This window comes from Streptococcus sanguinis (assembly GCF_013343115.1).
Classification (GTDB): domain Bacteria; phylum Bacillota; class Bacilli; order Lactobacillales; family Streptococcaceae; genus Streptococcus; species Streptococcus sanguinis_H.
Window position 1 is genome coordinate 209850 of the sequence record NZ_CP054570.1, and the last position, 20788, is coordinate 230637.

General features: G+C 43.1%; 11 protein-coding genes, 2 tRNA genes, 3 rRNA genes and 1 pseudogene. 16 read left to right on the forward strand and 1 reads right to left on the reverse strand.

Going from position 1 to position 20788, the window contains the following annotated elements:
• Positions 1–59: 59 nt before the first annotated feature.
• The 12 genes and pseudogenes from FOC72_RS01035 (at position 60) to FOC72_RS01090 (ending at position 16191) form a co-directional block, all read left to right on the forward strand.
• Entirely contained in the window at positions 60–2015 is a 1956-nt protein-coding gene (locus FOC72_RS01035; protein ID WP_032913972.1) for a peptide ABC transporter substrate-binding protein, read from the forward strand.
• Between the two features lie 173 nt (positions 2016–2188).
• Complete coding sequence (locus FOC72_RS01040) at positions 2189–4159, forward strand: peptide ABC transporter substrate-binding protein (RefSeq protein ID WP_002893625.1); 1971 nt, start codon at positions 2189–2191, stop codon at positions 4157–4159.
• A 231-nt stretch (positions 4160–4390) separates the two neighbouring features.
• Positions 4391–6366, forward strand: a pseudogene (locus FOC72_RS01045) (peptide ABC transporter substrate-binding protein).
• A gap of 64 nt (positions 6367–6430) precedes the next feature.
• Entirely contained in the window at positions 6431–7927 is a 1497-nt protein-coding gene (locus FOC72_RS01050; RefSeq protein WP_002893622.1) for an ABC transporter permease, read from the forward strand.
• Positions 7927–8853 (forward strand): oligopeptide ABC transporter permease OppC, encoded by a 927-nt coding sequence (gene oppC, locus FOC72_RS01055; protein WP_002893621.1) that lies wholly within the window; start codon positions 7927–7929, stop codon positions 8851–8853. Before FOC72_RS01050 ends, oppC begins: the two co-directional genes overlap by 1 nt.
• Positions 8854–8861: 8 nt before the next feature.
• Positions 8862–9929: an ABC transporter ATP-binding protein gene (locus FOC72_RS01060; protein ID WP_002893620.1), complete on the forward strand. Its 1068-nt coding sequence runs from the start codon at positions 8862–8864 to the stop codon at positions 9927–9929.
• A 10-nt stretch (positions 9930–9939) separates the two neighbouring features.
• Positions 9940–10866: an ATP-binding cassette domain-containing protein gene (locus FOC72_RS01065; RefSeq protein ID WP_002893618.1), complete on the forward strand. Its 927-nt coding sequence runs from the start codon at positions 9940–9942 to the stop codon at positions 10864–10866.
• 303 nt (positions 10867–11169) lie between these two features.
• Positions 11170–12717, forward strand: a 16S ribosomal RNA gene (locus FOC72_RS01070).
• 64 nt (positions 12718–12781) lie between these two features.
• Positions 12782–12854: transfer RNA gene (locus FOC72_RS01075), tRNA-Ala, on the forward strand.
• A gap of 126 nt (positions 12855–12980) precedes the next feature.
• Positions 12981–15880, forward strand: a 23S ribosomal RNA gene (locus FOC72_RS01080).
• A 116-nt stretch (positions 15881–15996) separates the two neighbouring features.
• Positions 15997–16112, forward strand: a 5S ribosomal RNA gene (gene rrf / locus FOC72_RS01085).
• The 16S, 23S and 5S rRNA genes sit together here with 2 tRNA genes alongside, the layout of an rRNA operon.
• Positions 16113–16117: 5 nt before the next feature.
• Positions 16118–16191: transfer RNA gene (locus FOC72_RS01090), tRNA-Asn, on the forward strand.
• Between the two features lie 229 nt (positions 16192–16420).
• Here the strand turns inward: FOC72_RS01090 and FOC72_RS01095 are convergent.
• On the reverse strand, positions 16421–17785 hold the full coding sequence (locus FOC72_RS01095) for an aspartate kinase (RefSeq protein WP_002893617.1): 1365 nt from the start codon (positions 17783–17785) through the stop codon (positions 16421–16423).
• A 250-nt stretch (positions 17786–18035) separates the two neighbouring features.
• Here FOC72_RS01095 and FOC72_RS01100 point away from each other — a divergent pair, with 250 nt between their 5' ends.
• The 4 genes from FOC72_RS01100 to FOC72_RS01115 all read left to right on the forward strand — a co-directional run bounded on the left by FOC72_RS01100 (position 18036) and on the right by FOC72_RS01115 (position 20657).
• Positions 18036–18827, forward strand: coding sequence for an enoyl-CoA hydratase (locus FOC72_RS01100; RefSeq protein WP_002893616.1), 792 nt, complete (start codon positions 18036–18038; stop codon positions 18825–18827).
• 141 nt (positions 18828–18968) lie between these two features.
• Positions 18969–19403 carry a fatty acid biosynthesis transcriptional regulator FabT gene (gene fabT / locus FOC72_RS01105; RefSeq protein WP_002901186.1) on the forward strand — a complete coding sequence of 145 codons (435 nt, stop codon included), beginning with the start codon at positions 18969–18971 and terminating at the stop codon, positions 19401–19403.
• A complete protein-coding gene (locus tag FOC72_RS01110) occupies positions 19403–20377 on the forward strand; it encodes a beta-ketoacyl-ACP synthase III (RefSeq protein WP_002893612.1) in 975 nt (324 codons plus the stop codon). The genes fabT and FOC72_RS01110 overlap by 1 nt, the downstream gene beginning before the upstream one ends.
• Before the next feature lie 55 nt (positions 20378–20432).
• Positions 20433–20657 carry an acyl carrier protein gene (locus FOC72_RS01115; protein WP_002893611.1) on the forward strand — a complete coding sequence of 75 codons (225 nt, stop codon included), beginning with the start codon at positions 20433–20435 and terminating at the stop codon, positions 20655–20657.
• Positions 20658–20788 lie beyond the last annotated feature (131 nt).

Consider the following 20788-nt stretch of genomic DNA (forward strand, 5'->3'; position numbering starts at 1 on the left):
TTGTTTTTATAAAAAAATATTGTATAATAATACAATATAAATTGCGAAGGAGAATGCTCATGAAAAAATCTAAATGGTTGGCCATTACTGGACTGACAGTCGTGTCAACACTGATTTTAGCCGCTTGTGGAAGCTCTAGCGCCAGCAATACTTACTCTTATGTTTATATTGCTGACCCTGATACCTTGGACTATGTAAACTCCAATCGGGGAACGACTTCTGATGTGGCTTCAAATCTGGTCGATGGACTTTTGGAAAATGACAAGTATGGCAATCTGGTTCCATCTATTGCGGAAGACTGGACTGTTTCAAAGGACGGTCTGACCTATACCTATAAGCTTCGCAAAGATGCTAAATGGTATACATCAGACGGTGAGGAATACTCAGAGGTTAAAGCTCAAGACTTTGTCACTGGTTTGAAGCATGCGGCAGATGAAAAATCAGAAGCTCTTCCAATCGTCCAAAGCTCTATCAAAGGCTTGGATGCCTATGTCAAGGGTGAGTCAAATGACTTTTCAACGGTTGGCGTCAAGGCTGTCGATGACCATACTGTCGAGTACACTCTTAACCAGCCAGAAAGTTATTGGAATTCCAAGACGACTATGGGGATTCTCTTTCCGATTAACAAAGAATTCTTGGAATCAAAAGGAAAAGATTTTGGTACTGTAAAACCTTCTTCCATTCTTTATAATGGACCTTATATTCTGAAGGCTTTCACTTCTAAGTCTGTCATTGAATATGCTAAAAACCAGAACTACTGGGATAAGGACAATGTCAAGGTTGAAAATATAAAACTGACTTACTATGATGGTTCAGACCAGGAATCCTTGATTCGCAACTTCTCAGACGGTGCCTATTCTCAAGCGCGGCTTTATCCGACAAGTTCTAACTACGCTTCTGTAGAAAAGCAATACAAAGACAATATTATCTACACACCACAGAACTCAACCAGCTATTTCTTTAGCTTCAATCTGAATCGTAAGGCTTATAATCATTCGTCTAAGACCACAGATGCTCAGAAGACATCGACTACAGCGGCTATTCAAAACAAGGATTTCCGTCAGGCGATTAACTTTGCCTTTGACCGGACATCTTTTGGAGCTCAGATGAATGGTAAAGATGGAGCGACTAAACTTATCCGTAGCTTGCTTGTTCCTCCTAGCTTCGTGCAGGTTGATGGCAAAGACTTTTCAGATGTTGTAGAGAGCAAACTTCCTACATACGGCGATGAGTGGAGCGGTGTCAAGTTGACAGATGCCCAAGATACCATCTACAATGCTGACAAGGCCAAGGCAGAGTTTGCTAAGGCTAAGGAAGCCTTGCAAGCAGAAGGCGTTGAATTCCCTATCCATATTGATGTTCCTGTGGATCAGACTGACAAAGTCTTAGTACAGCGGACCAACTCTTTCAAACAGTCTGTTGAAGCAGCGCTTGGTCAAGAAAATGTCGTTATTGATGTTCAGCAAATGTCCACAGATGACTACGATAATTCAGCCTACTTTGCAGAAACAGCAGCTCAGAAAGACTACGACCTCAACATGTCTGGCTGGTCAGCAGACTACCAAGATCCATCAACTTATCTGAATATTTTCAACCCAGAAACTGGTGATATTCTGGATAATATAGGATTAGAAAAAGGGAAAAATCAAGATATCGTCAATAAAGTCGGCTTGAACGAATACAAAGAGTTATTGGATGAGGCGGATAAGGAAAAACAAGATACCGACGCTCGTTATACTAAATACGCAGCAGCTCAAGCTTGGCTGACAGATAGCTCCATTGTTATTCCTAGTGTTTCTGCGGGTGGTTCACCAGTCGTTCAGAAGGTTGTTCCATTTACCAAGTCTTACTCTTATGTCGGAATCAAAGGGGATACTTATGTCTTTAAGAACATGGAGCTCAAAAATGATATTGTGACAGTTAAAGACTACGAAGCAGCTCTTAAGAAATGGGAAAAAGAAAAGGAAGCATCCAATAAAAAAGCCCAAGAAGAGCTAGAAAAACATATCAAATAAGATTTTGAACAGCAAAAGTTTGTCTCTTTGTGGCTGTCCTGAATCAAGTTATTTAGTTGAGAGAACATTTTTGTTCTCTCTTTTTATGTTGGCCTCCATTACATTGAAGCGTTTACATCCTGTCGTAGAAGTGCTATAATGAAAGTAATCTTAATGAAAACTGGAGGAAGTTTATGAAAACATCTAAGTTAGCTGCAGCTGCTGGGCTTGTCATTCTCTCTGCAGGAATTCTGGCTGCCTGTTCGTTTGGTGGCTCCAATTCATCTGGGAAAAACTATAGCTATGTTTATACGGCAGATCCAGATACGCTGGATTACACTGTGTCCAATAAGCGGGCAACCAATGAGATTATGGCTAATGTAGTGGATGGTTTGCTGGAAAGCGATAAGTATGGTAACTTAGTGCCTTCTCTAGCAGAAGATTGGACCGTTTCAAAAGATGGTCTGACCTATACTTATAAGCTTCGTGAGGGAGTGAAATGGTATACTTCTGATGGTGAAGAGTATGCAGATGTGACTGCTAAGGACTTTGTGACCAGTCTGAAGCATGCTGCTGACAGCAAGTCTGATGGTCTCTATATCGTTCAAAAATCCATTAAAGGCTTGGACGACTATGTTAATGGTAAAATAACTGACTTCTCCCAAGTTGGTGTTAAGGCGGTGGATGATTCTACTGTTCAGTATACTTTGAATCAGCCAGAAAGTTTCTGGAATTCTAAGACAACCATGGGGATTCTTTTCCCGATAAATGAAGAATTTCTGAAATCAAAAGGTGACAAGTTTGCTCAGGGGACAGATCCAACTAGTGTCCTCTATAACGGTCCGTTTATCTTGAAATCCATCACTTCGAAATCTCAAATTAGTTTAGAGAAGAATCCAAACTATTGGGATAAGGAAAAGGTGAAAATTGATACTGTCAAATTCTCTTACTACGATGGGCAAGATACAGAATCGCTGGTGCGTGGCTTCTCTGACGGCAACTACACCATTGCTCGTCTTTTCCCAAATAGCTCCAACTTTGCCAGTGTGAAGAAACAGTATGGCGATAATATCGTCTACACTCCTCAAGGTTCAGGAACCTTCGTTGTCACAACTAATATCGACCGTCAGTCTTACGAGCATACTTCTAAGACAACGGATGCACAGAAATCGTCCACTAAGAAAGCACTGCTCAATAAAGATTTCCGTCAGGCTCTGCTTTTTGCCTTTGACCGTACTGCTTATTCTGCCCAAACCAATGGCGAAGAGGCAGCAGACAAGCAACTTCGTAATACCTTTGTTCCGCCAACCTTTGTTCAAGCTAATGGTAAAGAGTTCGGCAGCATTGTAGAAGAAAATCTGGCTAGCTATGGTGATGAGTGGAAGGGAGTCAAATTAGACGACGCTCAGGATGGTCTTTATAACCCAGAAAAAGCTAAGGCAGAATTTGCCAAAGCCAAAGAAGCGCTGCAGTCAGAAGGAGTGGAATTCCCAATTCATCTGGACATTCCGGTCAGCTCAGCAGATACCAATGGCGTTAAGAGTGTTCAGTCATTGAAGCAGTCTATCGAAGCTAATCTTGGCTCTGACAATGTGGTGATTGATATTCAGCAAATGACAGATGATGAGTTGAATAACATCACCTATTTTGCGACTTCTGCATCTCAAGAAGACTGGGATTTGAATAATAACCTCGGTTGGAGTCCAGATTATAACGATCCTTCTTCTTATCTGGAAATTACTGGCTCTAAGACTGGTGAGAATGTTGACAGCTACTTTGGATTTGACCCTGGAACGGATAATGCAGCAGCTAAAGAGGCTGGCTTTGAAGAGTATGATAAACTCTTGGAAGACGCTGCTTCAGAAAACGAGGATATTAACAAACGTTACGAAAAATATGCAGCAGCTCAGGCTTGGCTGACAGACAGTGCCCTGTTAATGCCGGCATGGTCATCTGGTGCAACACCAAGTGTCCGTAAGGTTGTTCCATTCTCAGGACCATTTGCTTGGACTGGAAACAAGGGCGAATACAGCTTTAAATATGTTGAAATCCAAGATAAACCAATAACGACTAAAGATTATGAAAAAGCGCGTGAAAAATGGGCAAAAGAAAAGGAAGAATCCAATAAAAAAGCTCAAGAAGAACTCGCGGAACATATCAAATAAATCAAGAAAATCCCATTGTTCAACAATGGGATTTTTGATGATTTTAGAGGCGGAATGGGCGAGACTAAGGTTGTCTAATCCTAGATGACAGACATGCGGGAAACCTGATTACATAAACATATGAGGGTGCCAGTGAGCTAACTTAATATTCTGAAAATTTATTTTACTTTTAGTACTATCTATGCTATAATCTTAATTAAATCTAAAAATCTAAAAGATGGAGAAACCCATATGAAACAAAGCAAAGTCCTTGCGTTAGCAGGAGTTACTCTTCTTGCGGCTGGCTTTCTTGCAGCTTGCTCAGGCTCTAAGCCAAACACAAAATCAGGCAGTTCTAACACCTTTAATTATATTTACGAGACAGATCCTGAAAACTTGAACTATCTCACTTCAAGTAAAGCTGCTACAACAGACTTGACAGCAAATGTCATTGACGGTCTCTTAGAAAACGACCAATATGGAAACTTAGTTCCTTCAATGGCAGAGGAATGGACTGTATCACCAGATGGGAAGACCTATACATACAAGCTTCGCAAAGATGCTAAGTGGTATACTTCTGAAGGTGAAGAGTACGCAGATGTGACAGCAGAAGACTTTGTCACAGGTCTTAAGTATGCGGCAGACAATAAATCTGAAACAATCTACTTGGTTCAGGATTCTGTAAAAGGGCTTAAGGACTATATTTCTGGGAAGATTGATTTCTCAGAAGTAGGAATCAAAGCAGTTGATGATCATACTGTTGAGTATACTCTTAATGAGCCAGAAAGTTTCTGGAACTCTAAGACTACAATGGGAATTCTCTACCCAGTAAACAAAGACTTTTTGGAAAACCAAGGTGATAAGTTCGCTCAAGCAACTGATCCAACAAGCTTGCTTTATAACGGACCTTTCTTGCTTAAATCATTGACTTCAAAATCTGAAATTCAATTTGAGAAGAATCCTAATTATTGGGACAAAGAAAATGTTCACGTAGATGCAGTGAAACTCTCTTTCTATGATGGACAAGATCAAGGGAAACTAGCTGATCAGTTCAGTCAAGGTGCTCTGACAACAGCCAGACTCTTCCCGACTAGTGCGACTTATAAAAGGTTGAAAAAGACTTTAAAGATAATATCGTCTATACACCTCAAGATGCCTCAACTTTCTTAGTAGGTACTAACATTGATCGCCAGTCTTATAATCATACGGCTAAGACATCAGAAGCTCAAAAGACTTCAACTAAGAAAGCCTTGCTTAACAAGGACTTCCGTCAGGCTTTGACCTTTGCCTTCAATCGTGAGTCCTATGCATCTCAGATTAATGGTAAGGACGGAGCAGACAAACTTCTTCGTAACCTTTACATCCCACCTACATTTGTGCAGGCTGGTGACAAGTCCTTCGGTGACTTAGTTAAGGAAAAAGTAGTAACTTATGGCGACGAATGGAAAGACGTTGACTTCTCAGATGGTCAAGATGGTCTCTATAACGAGAACAAAGCAAAGGCTGAATTCGCTAAAGCAAAAGAAGCTTTGAAAGCTGATGGAGTGGAATTCCCAATTCATCTGGACATTCCGGTTGATCAAACAGCTACTTCTAAAGTACAGCGCGTTCAATCCCTCAAGCAATCCATTGAGAAGACTTTGGGAACAGATAATGTTGTGATTGATGTTCACCAATTGTCTAAGGATGAAGTGACTAACATTACCTTGTTTGCTCCTTCTGCTGCTGAAGAGGACTGGGATATTTCAGACAATGTCGGCTGGTCTCCTGACTATCAAGACCCATCTACCTATCTGGATGTTATCAAACCTGGTGGTGAGAATACTAAGACCTTCTTAGGATTTGACGGCACCGATAATGCTGCAGCAAAACAAGTTGGTTTGGATGAATATACCAAGCTGGTTGACGAAGCTGGTGCAGAAAAGCAAGATTTGAACAAGCGTTATGAAAAATATGCGGCTGCTCAGGCTTGGCTGACTGATAGTGCTTTGTTGATTCCGGTAACTTCTAGAACAGGTCGTCCAACCTTGACTAAGGTAGTGCCTTTCTCAGCACCGTTTGCTTGGTCTGGTGCTAAGGCGCGTGAAGCAGCAAGTTATAAATACATGAAATTGCAGGATGAGCCTGTAACGACAAAAGATTATAATAGCGCTCAGGAAAAATGGAATAAAGAACGTGCGGAATCTAATAAAAAAGCTCAAGAAGAATTAGCAGACCACGTGAAATAAGCTTGCTAAGAGAACTTTCTCTAATAGAGGAGAAAGTTCTTTTGGAATTTAAAGGAAACGATAAATGAAAAAATATATTTTTATGCGTATCTTACGCTCAATTGTGTCGATTTTCTTGGTGACGACCCTGACTTATGCCATTATCTATACTATGGTGCCAAGAAGGTTGATTTTCAAGCAGGATCCTAACTATAATAAGATAGCGACCAATAAAGATAAAAAGACTAACTATGAAAACACCATCTTTGAGCGGATGGGTTACATTGACTATTATGATACTAAGGAGCTGCAGGAGAAAGCCAGTAAGGAAGATTCTTCTGTTACCACAGAAGCTACTGAAGCAAACGAGAAGATTTATCAGAAGTATATTGATAAACTCGGTAATGGCTGGAAATTGCAGAAATTCCCACTGAGCGGAGAATTCTATGCTGTACGTGAAGTACCTGTTTATGAACGTGTCTTTGAGTTCTATGCTAATTTGATTCAAATTGACCATCCAAATGTTATCCAAGATGAGGAGAATCCAAACCTAGAGCGTTATATCCGGTTTGAAAATGATCCTTCTGTTGGCTGGTCTCTTGTGGGTTCTGGTACTAAGCATAAATATTTGCTTTACTTTAATGGTCAGTTTCCATTTGTCCACCAGAACTTTATTACCTTTAATTTAGGTAATTCTTATCCAACCTATGCCAATATCCCTGTTCTGCAGGTTATTACGCAGGGACAAGGACAAACTAAGTCTTCCGAAGTTCAATTCCCAACAGGCAAAAAGACATCGTCTGTTAACATTTACTCTCGTACCTATAAGACGCCAAGCAAAGCCGATTCACAGGATATTGCTAAGTTTGGTAAGGGAGATGCTTATACGGCGACTCAAAGCAACTATCAAAATCCATCCATGATTACCAGCTCAACCATTATTGGTTTGATTGGTGTGGCTCTGTCTTATCTGATTGCTATTCCACTCGGATCCTACATGGCTCGACTTAAGAATACATGGTTTGATAGCATTTCTACAGCGGGCTTGACCTTTATGATGTCACTGCCAACCATCGCCTTGGTCTACATTGTCCGTTTGGCTGGGTCTGCTGTTGGTCTTCCAGACTCCTTCCCAATCTTGGGAGCGGGAGATTGGCGTTCTTATGTCCTTCCAGCTGTTATTCTAGGGCTTTTGAGTGCTCCTTGGACAGCTGTTTGGATTCGCCGGTATATGATTGACTTGCAGTCTCAGGACTTTGTCCGCTTTGCGCGTGCGAAGGGACTCTCTGAAAAAGAAATTTCTAACAAGCACATCTTTAAAAACGCTATGGTGCCGCTGGTATCTAGTATCCCAGCTTCTATCGTTGGTGTTATTGCAGGTGCGACTCTGACAGAAACTGTCTTTGCTTTCCCTGGTATGGGTAAGATGCTGATTGATTCTGTTAAGGCATCCAATAACTCTATGGTTGTTGGTCTTGTATTCATCTTCACATGTCTGTCTATCTTTGCTCTCTTGCTGGGTGACATTCTGATGACCGTACTGGACCCACGTATTAAGTTAACATCAAAAGGAGGTAAATAATGGCTACAATTGATAAAAGCAAATTCCAATTTGTCAAACGTGACGATTTTGCCTCTGAAACGATTGATGCTCCAGCCTATTCTTACTGGAAATCAGTCATGCGTCAATTTCTGAAAAAGAAATCAACCATTACCATGCTGGGGATTCTGATTGCCATTATTCTCATGAGCTTCATTTATCCTATGTTTTCAAACTTCGACTTTAATGACGTGAGCAAGGTAAACGACTTTAGCATGCGTTACATCAAACCAAGTTCTCAATACTGGTTTGGAACGGATAGTAATGGTAAGTCTCTCTTTGATGGTGTTTGGTTTGGTGCTCGTAACTCTATTCTTATTTCGATTATTGCGACGGTTATTAATCTGGCCATCGGAGTCATCATCGGCGGTATCTGGGGAATTTCCAAAACAGTTGACCGTGTCATGATGGAAATCTACAATATCATTTCAAATATCCCAGCCCTCTTGATTGTCATTGTCTTGACCTACTCTATCGGTGCTGGTTTCTGGAATCTTATTTTTGCCATGACGATTACTGGTTGGGTCGGTATTGCCTACACTATCCGTGTGCAGATTATGCGCTATCGGGATTTGGAATACAACCTTGCCTCTCGTACCCTTGGTACACCGACTCTAAAGATTGTTACGAAGAATATTATGCCGCAGTTGGTATCTGTTATCGTGACTACCACTTCACAGATGTTGCCAAGCTTTATCTCTTACGAAGCCTTTCTGTCCTTCTTTGGATTAGGTCTTCCTGTAACAGTGCCAAGTTTGGGACGCCTGATTTCAGATTATTCTCAAAATGTGACGACGAATGCCTACCTCTTTTGGATTCCACTCACAACTCTGATTTTGGTATCTCTTACCTTCTTCGTAGTTGGTCAAAACTTAGCCGACGCCAGCGATCCACGTACACATAGATAGGAGTAAATATGACAAAGAATGAAAATGTAATATTGACTGCTCGCGATATTGTCGTGGAATTCGATGTTCGCGACCGAGTTTTAACAGCCATTCGTGGAGTCTCTCTGGACTTGATTGAAGGCGAAGTTCTGGCTATTGTTGGTGAATCAGGTTCTGGTAAGTCTGTATTGACCAAGACCTTTACTGGAATGCTAGAAGAAAATGGCCGTGTAGCTCAAGGAACCATTGACTACCGTGGCAAAGATTTGACAACTCTTCGGAGTAACAAGGATTGGGAGCCGATTCGCGGTGCAAAAATTGCGACTATCTTCCAAGATCCGATGACGAGCTTGGATCCCATTAATACGATTGGAAGCCAGATTACAGAAGTCATTATCAAGCACCAGGGAAAATCAGCCAAAGAAGCTAAAAAAATGGCCATTGATTACATGAGCAAGGTCGGGATTCCAGATGCGGAAAAACGTTTCGAAGAATATCCTTTCCAATACTCAGGTGGTATGCGTCAGCGGATTGTTATTGCTATTGCCTTGGCTTGCCGTCCTGATATTCTTATCTGTGATGAGCCGACAACGGCCCTCGATGTAACGATTCAAGCGCAGATTATTGACTTGCTCAAATCCTTGCAGCAAGAATATCATTTCACAACTATCTTTATTACGCACGACCTTGGTGTTGTGGCTAGTATTGCAGATAAGGTTGCGGTCATGTATGCCGGTGAAATTGTAGAATACGGTACAGTTGAAGAAATCTTCTACGAGCCAAAACATCCTTATACATGGAGTTTGCTATCCAGCTTGCCTCAGTTGGCAGATGCGAATGGTGCGCTCTACTCGATTCCTGGTACTCCGCCGTCACTTTATTCACCAATCAAAGGGGATGCCTTTGCTTTGCGTTCTGACTATGCCATGTCAATTGACTTTGAAGAAGAAGCACCGGCTTTCAATGTGTCAGATACTCATTGGGCTAAGACATGGTTGCTGCACGAAGATGCGCCTAAGGTTGATAAACCAGAGATTATCGAAAACCTGCATGAAAAAATTCGTTCAAAAATGGGCTTCAATCAATTAGAAGCTTAGGAGGAAGGAAATGACTGAAAAATTAGTTGAAATTAAAGATTTAGAAATTTCCTTCGGTGAAGGAAGTAAGAAATTTGTGGCAGTTAAAAATGCAAATTTCTTCATCAATAAGGGAGAAACTTTCTCTCTTGTAGGAGAGTCAGGCTCTGGTAAGACTACTATTGGTCGAGCTATTATTGGCCTTAATGATACCAGTGCAGGTGATATCTTCTATGAAGGCAAAAAGATTAATGGTAAAAAGTCAAAAGCAGAAGAAGCGGACTTGATTCGCAAGATTCAGATGATTTTCCAAGACCCGGCTGCCAGTCTGAATGAACGTGCAACGGTTGACTATATCATATCTGAGGGTCTCTATAATTACCATTTGTTTGATAGCGAAGAAGATCGTCAAAGAAAAGTCAAAGATATCATCAATGAAGTTGGCTTGTTAGCTGAGCATTTAACTCGCTATCCTCACGAATTCTCTGGTGGACAGCGTCAGCGGATTGGGATTGCTCGTGCTCTGGTCATGCAACCAGACTTCGTAATTGCAGATGAGCCGATTTCTGCCTTGGACGTATCTGTTCGGGCTCAGGTTTTGAATCTTTTGAAAAAATTTCAAAAAGAGCTTGGCTTGACCTACCTGTTTATTGCCCATGACCTTTCGGTAGTTCGTTTTATTTCTGATCGTATCGCCGTGATTTACAAAGGTGTCATTGTAGAAGTGGCAGAGACAGAGGAGCTGTTCAACCATCCTGTCCATCCTTACACACAATCCTTACTCTCAGCTGTACCAATTCCTGACCCAATCTTGGAGCGTAAAAAAGTGTTGAAGGTCTATGATCCTGACCAGCACGATTATTCAGTTGATAAACCAGAAATGGCAGAGATTCGTCCGGGACACTACGTCTGGGCTAATAAAGCTGAACTCGAAAAGTATAAACAAGAACAAGAATAGAAAAAATGTCCGAAAGGGCATTTTTTGCGCCTTTAAAAAGATAGAATGTAGGTCAATTTACCATCCTCAAAGGCATGTAAAACTATTCACCAATTTAAAAATAATAATTTTTTAATTTTTTTTAAAAAAGGTATTGACAGGTAGTAGGTATAGGTGATATACTAATATAGTTGTCGCGAAAGACAAAGCCCTTTGAAAACTGAACAAGACGAACCAAGTGCAGGGTGACATAGAGATATGTAACCTGTCAAAAAAACGAAAATAAATCTGTCAGTGGACAGTAATGAGTGCGAACTCAAACTTTTTAATGAGAGTTTGATCCTGGCTCAGGACGAACGCTGGCGGCGTGCCTAATACATGCAAGTAGAACGCTGAAGAGAGGAGCTTGCTCTTCTTGGATGAGTTGCGAACGGGTGAGTAACGCGTAGGTAACCTGCCTGGTAGCGGGGGATAACTATTGGAAACGATAGCTAATACCGCATGAAATTGCTTATCGCATGATAATTAATTGAAAGATGCAATTGCATCACTACCAGATGGACCTGCGTTGTATTAGCTAGTTGGTGAGGTAACGGCTCACCAAGGCGACGATACATAGCCGACCTGAGAGGGTGATCGGCCACACTGGGACTGAGACACGGCCCAGACTCCTACGGGAGGCAGCAGTAGGGAATCTTCGGCAATGGGGGGAACCCTGACCGAGCAACGCCGCGTGAGTGAAGAAGGTTTTCGGATCGTAAAGCTCTGTTGTAAGAGAAGAACGGGTGTGAGAGTGGAAAGTTCACACTGTGACGGTATCTTACCAGAAAGGGACGGCTAACTACGTGCCAGCAGCCGCGGTAATACGTAGGTCCCGAGCGTTGTCCGGATTTATTGGGCGTAAAGCGAGCGCAGGCGGTTAGATAAGTCTGAAGTTAAAGGCTGTGGCTTAACCATAGTATGCTTTGGAAACTGTTTAACTTGAGTGCAGAAGGGGAGAGTGGAATTCCATGTGTAGCGGTGAAATGCGTAGATATATGGAGGAACACCGGTGGCGAAAGCGGCTCTCTGGTCTGTAACTGACGCTGAGGCTCGAAAGCGTGGGGAGCAAACAGGATTAGATACCCTGGTAGTCCACGCCGTAAACGATGAGTGCTAGGTGTTAGGCCCTTTCCGGGGCTTAGTGCCGCAGCTAACGCATTAAGCACTCCGCCTGGGGAGTACGACCGCAAGGTTGAAACTCAAAGGAATTGACGGGGGCCCGCACAAGCGGTGGAGCATGTGGTTTAATTCGAAGCAACGCGAAGAACCTTACCAGGTCTTGACATCCCTCTGACCGCTCTAGAGATAGAGTTTTCCTTCGGGACAGAGGTGACAGGTGGTGCATGGTTGTCGTCAGCTCGTGTCGTGAGATGTTGGGTTAAGTCCCGCAACGAGCGCAACCCCTATTGTTAGTTGCCATCATTCAGTTGGGCACTCTAGCGAGACTGCCGGTAATAAACCGGAGGAAGGTGGGGATGACGTCAAATCATCATGCCCCTTATGACCTGGGCTACACACGTGCTACAATGGCTGGTACAACGAGTCGCAAGCCGGTGACGGCAAGCTAATCTCTGAAAGCCAGTCTCAGTTCGGATTGTAGGCTGCAACTCGCCTACATGAAGTCGGAATCGCTAGTAATCGCGGATCAGCACGCCGCGGTGAATACGTTCCCGGGCCTTGTACACACCGCCCGTCACACCACGAGAGTTTGTAACACCCGAAGTCGGTGAGGTAACCGTAAGGAGCCAGCCGCCTAAGGTGGGATAGATGATTGGGGTGAAGTCGTAACAAGGTAGCCGTATCGGAAGGTGCGGCTGGATCACCTCCTTTCTAAGGAGTCCGTAAGGACACACGGAATGCACTTGCGTCTTGTTTAGTTTTGAGAGGGCTATGTGGGGCCTTAGCTCAGCTGGGAGAGCGCCTGCTTTGCACGCAGGAGGTCAGCGGTTCGATCCCGCTAGGCTCCATTATCTAGTTTGACTAGATAAAGAACTTGTCCATTGAAAATTGAATACCGATATCAAATAGTAACAAGAAAATAAACCGAAAACGCTGTGAATATTAATGAGTTTAAGACTGAAAGGTCAAAATAAGGTTAAGTTAGTAAGGGCGCACGGTGGATGCCTTGGCACTAGGAGCCGATGAAGGACGTGACAAACGACGAAATGCCTCGGGGAGCTGTAAGTAAGCTTCGATCCGGAGATGTCCGAATGGGGGAACCCAACAGGTTGATGCCTGTTACCCATTTCTGTTAAGGGAATGAGGAGGAAGACGCAGTGAACTGAAACATCTAAGTAGCTGCAGGAAGAGAAAGCAAAAGCGATTGCCTTAGTAGCGGCGAGCGAAGAGGCAGAAGGGCAAACCGAAGAGTTTACTCTTCGGGGTTGTAGGACTGCGCTGTGGACTCAGAATTTATAGAAGAATGACTTGGGAAAGTCAGCCAAAGAGAGTAAGAGCCTCGTATTTTAAATAGATTCTGTACCTAGCAGTATCCTGAGTACGGCGGGACACGTGAAATCCCGTCGGAATCTGGGAGGACCATCTCCCAACCCTAAATACTCCCTAGTGACCGATAGTGAACCAGTACCGTGAGGGAAAGGTGAAAAGCACCCCGGGAGGGGAGTGAAATAGAACCTGAAACCGTGTGCCTACAACAAGTTCGAGCCCGTTCATGGGTGAGAGCGTGCCTTTTGTAGAATGAACCGGCGAGTTACGTTATGATGCGAGGTTAAGTTGAAGAGACGGAGCCGTAGGGAAACCGAGTCTGAATAGGGCGCTTTAGTATCATGATGTAGACCCGAAACCATGTGACCTACCCATGAGCAGGTTGAAGGTGCGGTAAAACGCACTGGAGGACCGAACCAGGGCACGTTGAAAAGTGCTTGGATGACTTGTGGGTAGCGGAGAAATTCCAAACGAACTTGGAGATAGCTGGTTCTCTCCGAAATAGCTTTAGGGCTAGCGTCGACATGAAGATTCTTGGAGGTAGAGCACTGTTTGGGTGAGGGGTCCATCCCGGATTACCAATCTCAGATAAACTCCGAATGCCAATGAATTATGGTCGGCAGTCAGACTGCGAGTGCTAAGATCCGTAGTCGAAAGGGAAACAGCCCAGACCACCAGCTAAGGTCCCAAAATAATTGTTAAGTGGAAAAGGATGTGGGGTTGCACAGACAACTAGGATGTTAGCTTAGAAGCAGCTATTCATTCAAAGAGTGCGTAATAGCTCACTAGTCGAGTGACCCTGCGCCGAAAATGTACCGGGGCTAAAACAATTTACCGAAGCTGTGGATACCTTTTATAGGTATGGTAGGAGAGCGTTCTATGTGTGGAGAAGGTGTACCGTGAGGAGCGCTGGAACGCATAGAAGTGAGAATGCCGGTATGAGTAGCGCAAGACAGGTGAGAATCCTGTCCACCGTAAGACTAAGGTTTCCAGGGGAAGGCTCGTCCGCCCTGGGTTAGTCGGGACCTAAGGAGAGACCGAAAGGTGTATCCGATGGCCAACAGGTTGAGATTCCTGTACTAGAGTATGAAGTGATGGAGGGACGCAGTAGGCTAACTCGTGCGTACGAATGGATGTACGTCTAAGCAGTGAGGCGTGGTATGAGTCAAATGCTTATACCTCTAACGTTGAGCTGTGATGGGGAGCGAAGTTTAGTAGCGAGTGAGTGATGTCACACTGCCAAGAAAAGCTTCTAGCGTTGTATCATACTCTACCCGTACCGCAAACCGACACAGGTAGTCGAGGCGAGTAGCCTCAGGTGAGCGAGAGAACTCTCGTTAAGGAACTCGGCAAAATGACCCCGTAACTTCGGGAGAAGGGGTGCTGACTTTGGTCAGCCGCAGTGAATAGGCCCAAGCAACTGTTTATCAAAAACACAGCTCTCTGCTAAATCGTAAGATGATGTATAGGGGGTGACGCCTGCCCGGTGCTGGAAGGTTAAGAGGAGTGCTTAGCGGAAACGCGAAGGTATGAATTGAAGCCCCAGTAAACGGCGGCCGTAACTATAACGGTCCTAAGGTAGCGAAATTCCTTGTCGGGTAAGTTCCGACCCGCACGAAAGGCGTAATGATTTGGGCACTGTCTCAACGAGAGACTCGGTGAAATTTTAGTACCTGTGAAGATGCAGGTTACCCGCGACAGGACGGAAAGACCCCATGGAGCTTTACTGCAGTTTGATATTGAGTGTCTGTGCCACATGTACAGGATAGGTAGGAGCCTATGAAATCGGGACGCCAGTTTCGATGGAGGCGTTGTTGGGATACTACCCTTGTGTTATGGCCACTCTAACCCGGTAGGTTTATCATCTACGGAGACAGTGTCTGACGGGCAGTTTGACTGGGGCGGTCGCCTCCTAAAAGGTAACGGAGGCGCCCAAAGGTTCCCTCAGACTGGTTGGAAATCAGTCGCAGAGTGTAAAGGTATAAGGGAGCTTGACTGCGAGAGCTACAACTCGAGCAGGGACGAAAGTCGGGCTTAGTGATCCGGTGGTTCCGCATGGAAGGGCCATCGCTCAACGGATAAAAGCTACCCTGGGGATAACAGGCTTATCTCCCCCAAGAGTTCACATCGACGGGGAGGTTTGGCACCTCGATGTCGGCTCGTCGCATCCTGGGGCTGTAGTCGGTCCCAAGGGTTGGGCTGTTCGCCCATTAAAGCGGCACGCGAGCTGGGTTCAGAACGTCGTGAGACAGTTCGGTCCCTATCCGTCGCGGGCGTAGGAAATTTGAGAGGATCTGCTCCTAGTACGAGAGGACCAGAGTGGACTTACCGCTGGTGTACCAGTTGTTCTGCCAAGAGCATCGCTGGGTAGCTATGTAGGGAAGGGATAAACGCTGAAAGCATCTAAGTGTGAAACCCACCTCAAGATGAGATTTCCCATAACGCAAGTTAGTAAGAGCCCTGAGAGAAGATCAGGTTGATAGGTTAGGAGTGGAAGTGTGGTGACACATGGAGCGGACTAATACTAATCGCTCGAGGACTTATCCTAGAATAAGAGCTTCATCAGAGTGCAGCGGATGGTTTAGAGAAATGTTAGATTTGATATTGTATTCAATTTTGAGTTGACAAGGCTTGTCTGAGAGGACAGGACAGTTAATTCAATAGTTAAGTGACGATAGCCTAGGTGATACACCTGTACCCATGCCGAACACAGCAGTTAAGCCCTAGAACGCCGGAAGTAGTTGGGGGTTGCCCCCTGTGAGATATGGTAGTCGCTTAGCAGTTATCCGCCATAGCTCAGTTGGTAGTAGCGCATGACTGTTAATCATGATGTCGTAGGTTCGAGTCCTACTGGCGGAGTTTCAAAGAGGTTTTTACCTCTTTTTATTTTTAGTGATAGGATATACTGGAGACAAGGTATTCTATAATCTTATTGATGAGCTATGAAACTTCTATTAGTACTTAGTGTATTCTAAAGTTTGACTTTGTATTCTTTATAGTTGAATGAAAAAAGCAGAAGTTAGTCTGAGACTAGTTTCTGCTTTTTTCATTAGGGTTTGTTTGATAAAAATGCTTCCTAAGTCTGGTCTTACTCCTGTGTTTGGGGTTCAAAGAAAGCTCGGTAAAGCGCGCGAATGGCAGCTTTTTCTTGATTTTTTTCAACAACAAACATGATGGATACTTCGCTTGAGCCTTGGGACATCATTTGAATATTGATGTTATTTTCTGAAAGAGCTTTGGTTGCAGTGGAAGTTACACCAATATGACTTTTCATTTTTTCGCCGACAATCATGATAATGGAAAGGTCGTGTTCAATTTCTGCATGATCAACCTCTGCTTTTTGGACAAGTTGGCGAAGAATTTCTTCCTCTTTGATAGGAGTTAATTCGCGCTCGCGCAAGATAATGGAAAGGTCATCAATTCCTGTAGGCATGTGCTCCCAACCAATATTCAGGTCTTCTAGAATTTGAAGGACACGTCTACCAAAGCCGATTTCTCTGTTCATCAGGTACTTGGACATGTTAATGCTGACAAATCCTGCATCTCCAGCAATGCCAACGACAGGAAGATGGTCTTTACTGTGTTTATGAACAATTTGTGTTCCAGGATGTTCTGGATTGTTGGTATTTTTAATAACCAGCGGAATTTTGCCACGGTAAGCTGGAAGCAGAGCTTCATCATGGAGAACTGTAAAGCCTGCATAAGCTAATTCACGCATTTCCCGATAGGTTAGCTCAGGAATGGAATGTGGTTTGTGAACGATGCCAGGATGGGCGGCAAAGATTCCGTCAACATCAGTAAAGTTCTCATAAACATCTGCTTTGACTCCCGCAGCAATGATAGAGCCCGTAATATCAGAACCCCCGCGAGAGAAAGTGCAGATTTGTCCATCTTGAGTTACACCAAAGAAACCAGGAATAACTAGAACTTCATCAGAATTGTTGAGTTCTTCAATCTTATCATAGCTGGAAGGGAGAATTCGAGCATTGCCAGGCTCACTGGAAACGACGAGTCCTGCTTCTCTCGGATGTACATAGCTAGCTGGAACGCCATTTTGACTGAAATAAGCTGCAATTAATTTGGCGTTGTTGTTTTCTCCTGCAGCAAGAAAAGTATCATAAAGAAATGCATTATCTTCAATTGGCAAAGTAGCAAGGCTTGTGATGCTTTTGGAAATTTTCTCCAGAACTTTTGGTTTCAAACCAAGTTCTGCCACCATATCTGCATAGCGATTGATAATCCACTGTTGGTTTGGTGTGACATCATTTCCTGCAATATACTCTCGGTAATATTTAATCAGGGCATCGGTTACTTTGATATCGTCATCATGGCGTTTTCCTGGCGCTGATACTACAACAAATCGACGTTCAGGATCAGATTTGACAATGTTCAAAACTTTTTCTAATTGAGTCGCAGAAGCCAGTGAACTTCCACCAAATTTTACAACTTTCATTGGTTCTCCTATCTTATTTTAAAAATTATAACAAAATTCTGAAAATTATTCAAACGCTGTTTTTATACTATTTTTATCCAAATTATTACTTTCACACTTCAAATTTGAAGACCATCTAATTTTTCCCATTTTTTATTTCCTTTCTTTTATATTTTATGATAAAATATAAGTTGTGTATAATTTGAATATCAAATTATTTAAGAATAAAACAAAACGGCTGATTTGAAATCGGGTCGGGAATGGAGCTGAAATGACATTTAATGGAATTCTCTATCATGTAGCAGATGAGGTAGCAACGATTACTTTTAATCGCCCTGAAGTTTCAAATGGCTTTAATATTCCTATGTGTGAGGAAATTTTAGAGGCTATTGAACTTGCTGCTAAGGATGAGTCCGTCAAATTTTTAGTTATCAATGCTAATGGTAAGGTTTTTTCAGTGGGTGGGGATTTGGCTGAGATGCAGAGAGCTGTCAGTGATGATGACGTCCAATCCTTGGTGAAAATCGCAGAACTGGTGAATGATATTTCCTTTGCTATGAAGCGTCTGCCTAAGCCGGTTATCATGAGTGTTGATGGCCCTGTTGCTGGTGCGGCTGCTAATATGGTCGTTGCAGCAGATTTCTGTATTGCCACTGAAAAATCCCGTTTCATTCAGGCCTTTGTTGGGGTTGGTCTGGCGCCAGATGCTGGTGGTCTTTTCTTACTGACTCGTGCTATCGGGGTAACTCGGGCGACCCATCTGGTTATGACTGGGGAAGCTCTGACTGCAGAGAAAGCTCTGGATTACGGCTTGCTTTATAAAGTCTGTGAAACAGAGAAATTGGAAAAAACAACGGAACAGTTGCTGAAGAAGCTGAAACGTGGCTCTCTAAATTCTTACAGAGCTATGAAAGAAATGGTCTGGAAGAGTCTGTTCAGTGGCTGGTCTGAGTATGCTGAGCTAGAGTTGGAACTACAGAAATCGCTGGCTTTTACAGAAGATTTTAAAGAAGGGGTTCGGGCTTACTCTGAGAAACGTCGTCCAAACTTTACTGGTAAATAATGTATCGGTTCAAGGTTGCTTATTTTGCAAGTTGTTTACAAAAATATTTGAAAATCAAATTAATTTTCAAAAAAGCTTGCAAATTACTTTTCTATCTGATAAAATTTGATTGTCAAAGTATTTTCTTAAGGAGGGTTGGTTTTGAATTTTCAGTTAGTAAATGATTACTTAACGTCTATTTTCAATAATGTCTTGGTTATTGAAGAATCGAGCCTAAGAAGCAGTCGCTTCAACGACGTCTCCATTAAGGAAATGCATACGATAGATGTCATCGGCACAACCCCAAATGCTACTCCAAGTGATATATCACGAGAATTGATGGTTACCTTGGGGACTGTTACGACCAGTTTGAATAATCTGGAGCGTAAGGGGTATATTGAGCGGCGTCGGTCGGAAGTTGATCGTCGTGTGGTGCATCTGAATTTGACAAAGAATGGGCGGCTTTTGTATCGTCTTCATAAGCGATTCCACAACCGCATGGTCATGCAGGTAGTGGATGGGATGAGTCCAGAAGAGAGACAAGTGATGCAAAAGGGCCTGCAAAATTTATATAGTTTCCTAGAGGATTTGAAATAATGAACTATGCTAAGATTAGCCAGGTGGCTCATTATGCTCCCCGTCAGGTTGTCAGCAATGATGATCTAGCCGAGATTATGGATACCAGTGATGAGTGGATTTCAAGTCGAACTGGGATTAAAAACCGCCATTTATCGTCAGATGAAACGACCAGTGATTTAGCTACAAAAGTAGCAGAGAATTTGCTGCAAAAGTCAGGAATTTCTGCTCAGGACCTGGACTTTATCATTGTTGCCACTATTACGCCGGATTCTTTAATGCCTTCAGCTGCTGCGAGAGTACAGGCCAATATTGGGGCTAAGAATGCATTTGCCTTTGATCTGACGGCGGCCTGCAGTGGCTTTATCTTTGCCCTATCTACTGGGGAAAAATTTATTTCTTCAGGCCGTTATCAAAAAGGTCTAGTCATAGGAAGTGAGACGCTCTCTAAGACAGTAGATTGGTCAGATCGTTCAACGGCTGTTCTCTTTGGAGATGGTGCTGGCGGTGTCCTGTTGGAAAGTGCTTCAGAACAGCATTTTTTGGTAGAAAGTCAGTTTACGGACGGATCTCGCGGAGATAGTCTGACCTGCGGAAAAATCGGTTTGTCTTCACCTTTTTCAGAAAAAAGTGAGAATCAGCCTTATCTGACAATGGACGGTAGAGCTATTTTCGACTTTGCTATTCGTGATGTTGCTCGTTCTATCAGGGAAACCATTGAAAGCAGTCAGCTTTCAGCGGAAGATTTAGATTTTCTGTTGCTGCATCAGGCCAATATCCGTATTTTGGATAAAATGGCTAAGAAGCTTGGTGTTGCGCGGGAGAAACTTCCAGCCAATATGATGGAATATGGCAATACTAGCGCTGCTAGCATCCCGATTTTATTATCTGAGTGTGTGGAGCAAGGACTGATCAAACTGAACGGAAATCAGACAATTTTGATGTCAGGTTTTGGTGGAGGTTTGACATGGGGCACGCTTATTGTTACAATTTAGTTAATCAAGTGGAAACACATGATAAAAAATATTTTATTTTTAAAGGAGTCTATCCATGGCAGTATTTGAAAAAGTACAAGAAATTATCGTTGAAGAACTTGGCAAAGAGCCATCAGAAGTTACTCTTGAGTCAACTTTCGATGATCTTGAAGCAGATTCATTGGATTTGTTCCAAGTGATTTCAGAAATTGAAGATGCATTTGACATCCAAATCGAAACTGAAGAAGGTTTGAACACAGTTGGTGATTTGGTTGCTTATGTAGAAGAAAAAACTAAATAAGCAAGTAACTGAGAGTATCGAAAGATATTCTCTCTTGTTTAGGTAATAGTTTGACTGTCAAAGTAAAGAAAATACATCTAGCGTGTGGTAGTTTGAGATCAAGCTATTACTTAAGCAATGATAAAAGGAAG

Bases quoted from the DNA above. Each gene is read 5' to 3' on its own strand.
- oppC (WP_002893621.1), top strand. From the start codon at position 7,927: ATGGCTACAATTGATAAAAGCAAATTCCAATTTGTCAAACGTGACGAT.
- FOC72_RS01100 (WP_002893616.1), top strand. From the start codon at position 18,036: ATGACATTTAATGGAATTCTCTATCATGTAGCAGATGAGGTAGCAACG.
- FOC72_RS01035 (WP_032913972.1), top strand. From the start codon at position 60: ATGAAAAAATCTAAATGGTTGGCCATTACTGGACTGACAGTCGTGTCA.
- FOC72_RS01040 (WP_002893625.1), top strand. From the start codon at position 2,189: ATGAAAACATCTAAGTTAGCTGCAGCTGCTGGGCTTGTCATTCTCTCT.
- FOC72_RS01050 (WP_002893622.1), top strand. From the start codon at position 6,431: ATGAAAAAATATATTTTTATGCGTATCTTACGCTCAATTGTGTCGATT.
- FOC72_RS01095 (WP_002893617.1), bottom strand. From the start codon at position 17,785: ATGAAAGTTGTAAAATTTGGTGGAAGTTCACTGGCTTCTGCGACTCAA.
- FOC72_RS01110 (WP_002893612.1), top strand. From the start codon at position 19,403: ATGAACTATGCTAAGATTAGCCAGGTGGCTCATTATGCTCCCCGTCAG.
- FOC72_RS01115 (WP_002893611.1), top strand. From the start codon at position 20,433: ATGGCAGTATTTGAAAAAGTACAAGAAATTATCGTTGAAGAACTTGGC.
- FOC72_RS01060 (WP_002893620.1), top strand. From the start codon at position 8,862: ATGACAAAGAATGAAAATGTAATATTGACTGCTCGCGATATTGTCGTG.
- FOC72_RS01065 (WP_002893618.1), top strand. From the start codon at position 9,940: ATGACTGAAAAATTAGTTGAAATTAAAGATTTAGAAATTTCCTTCGGT.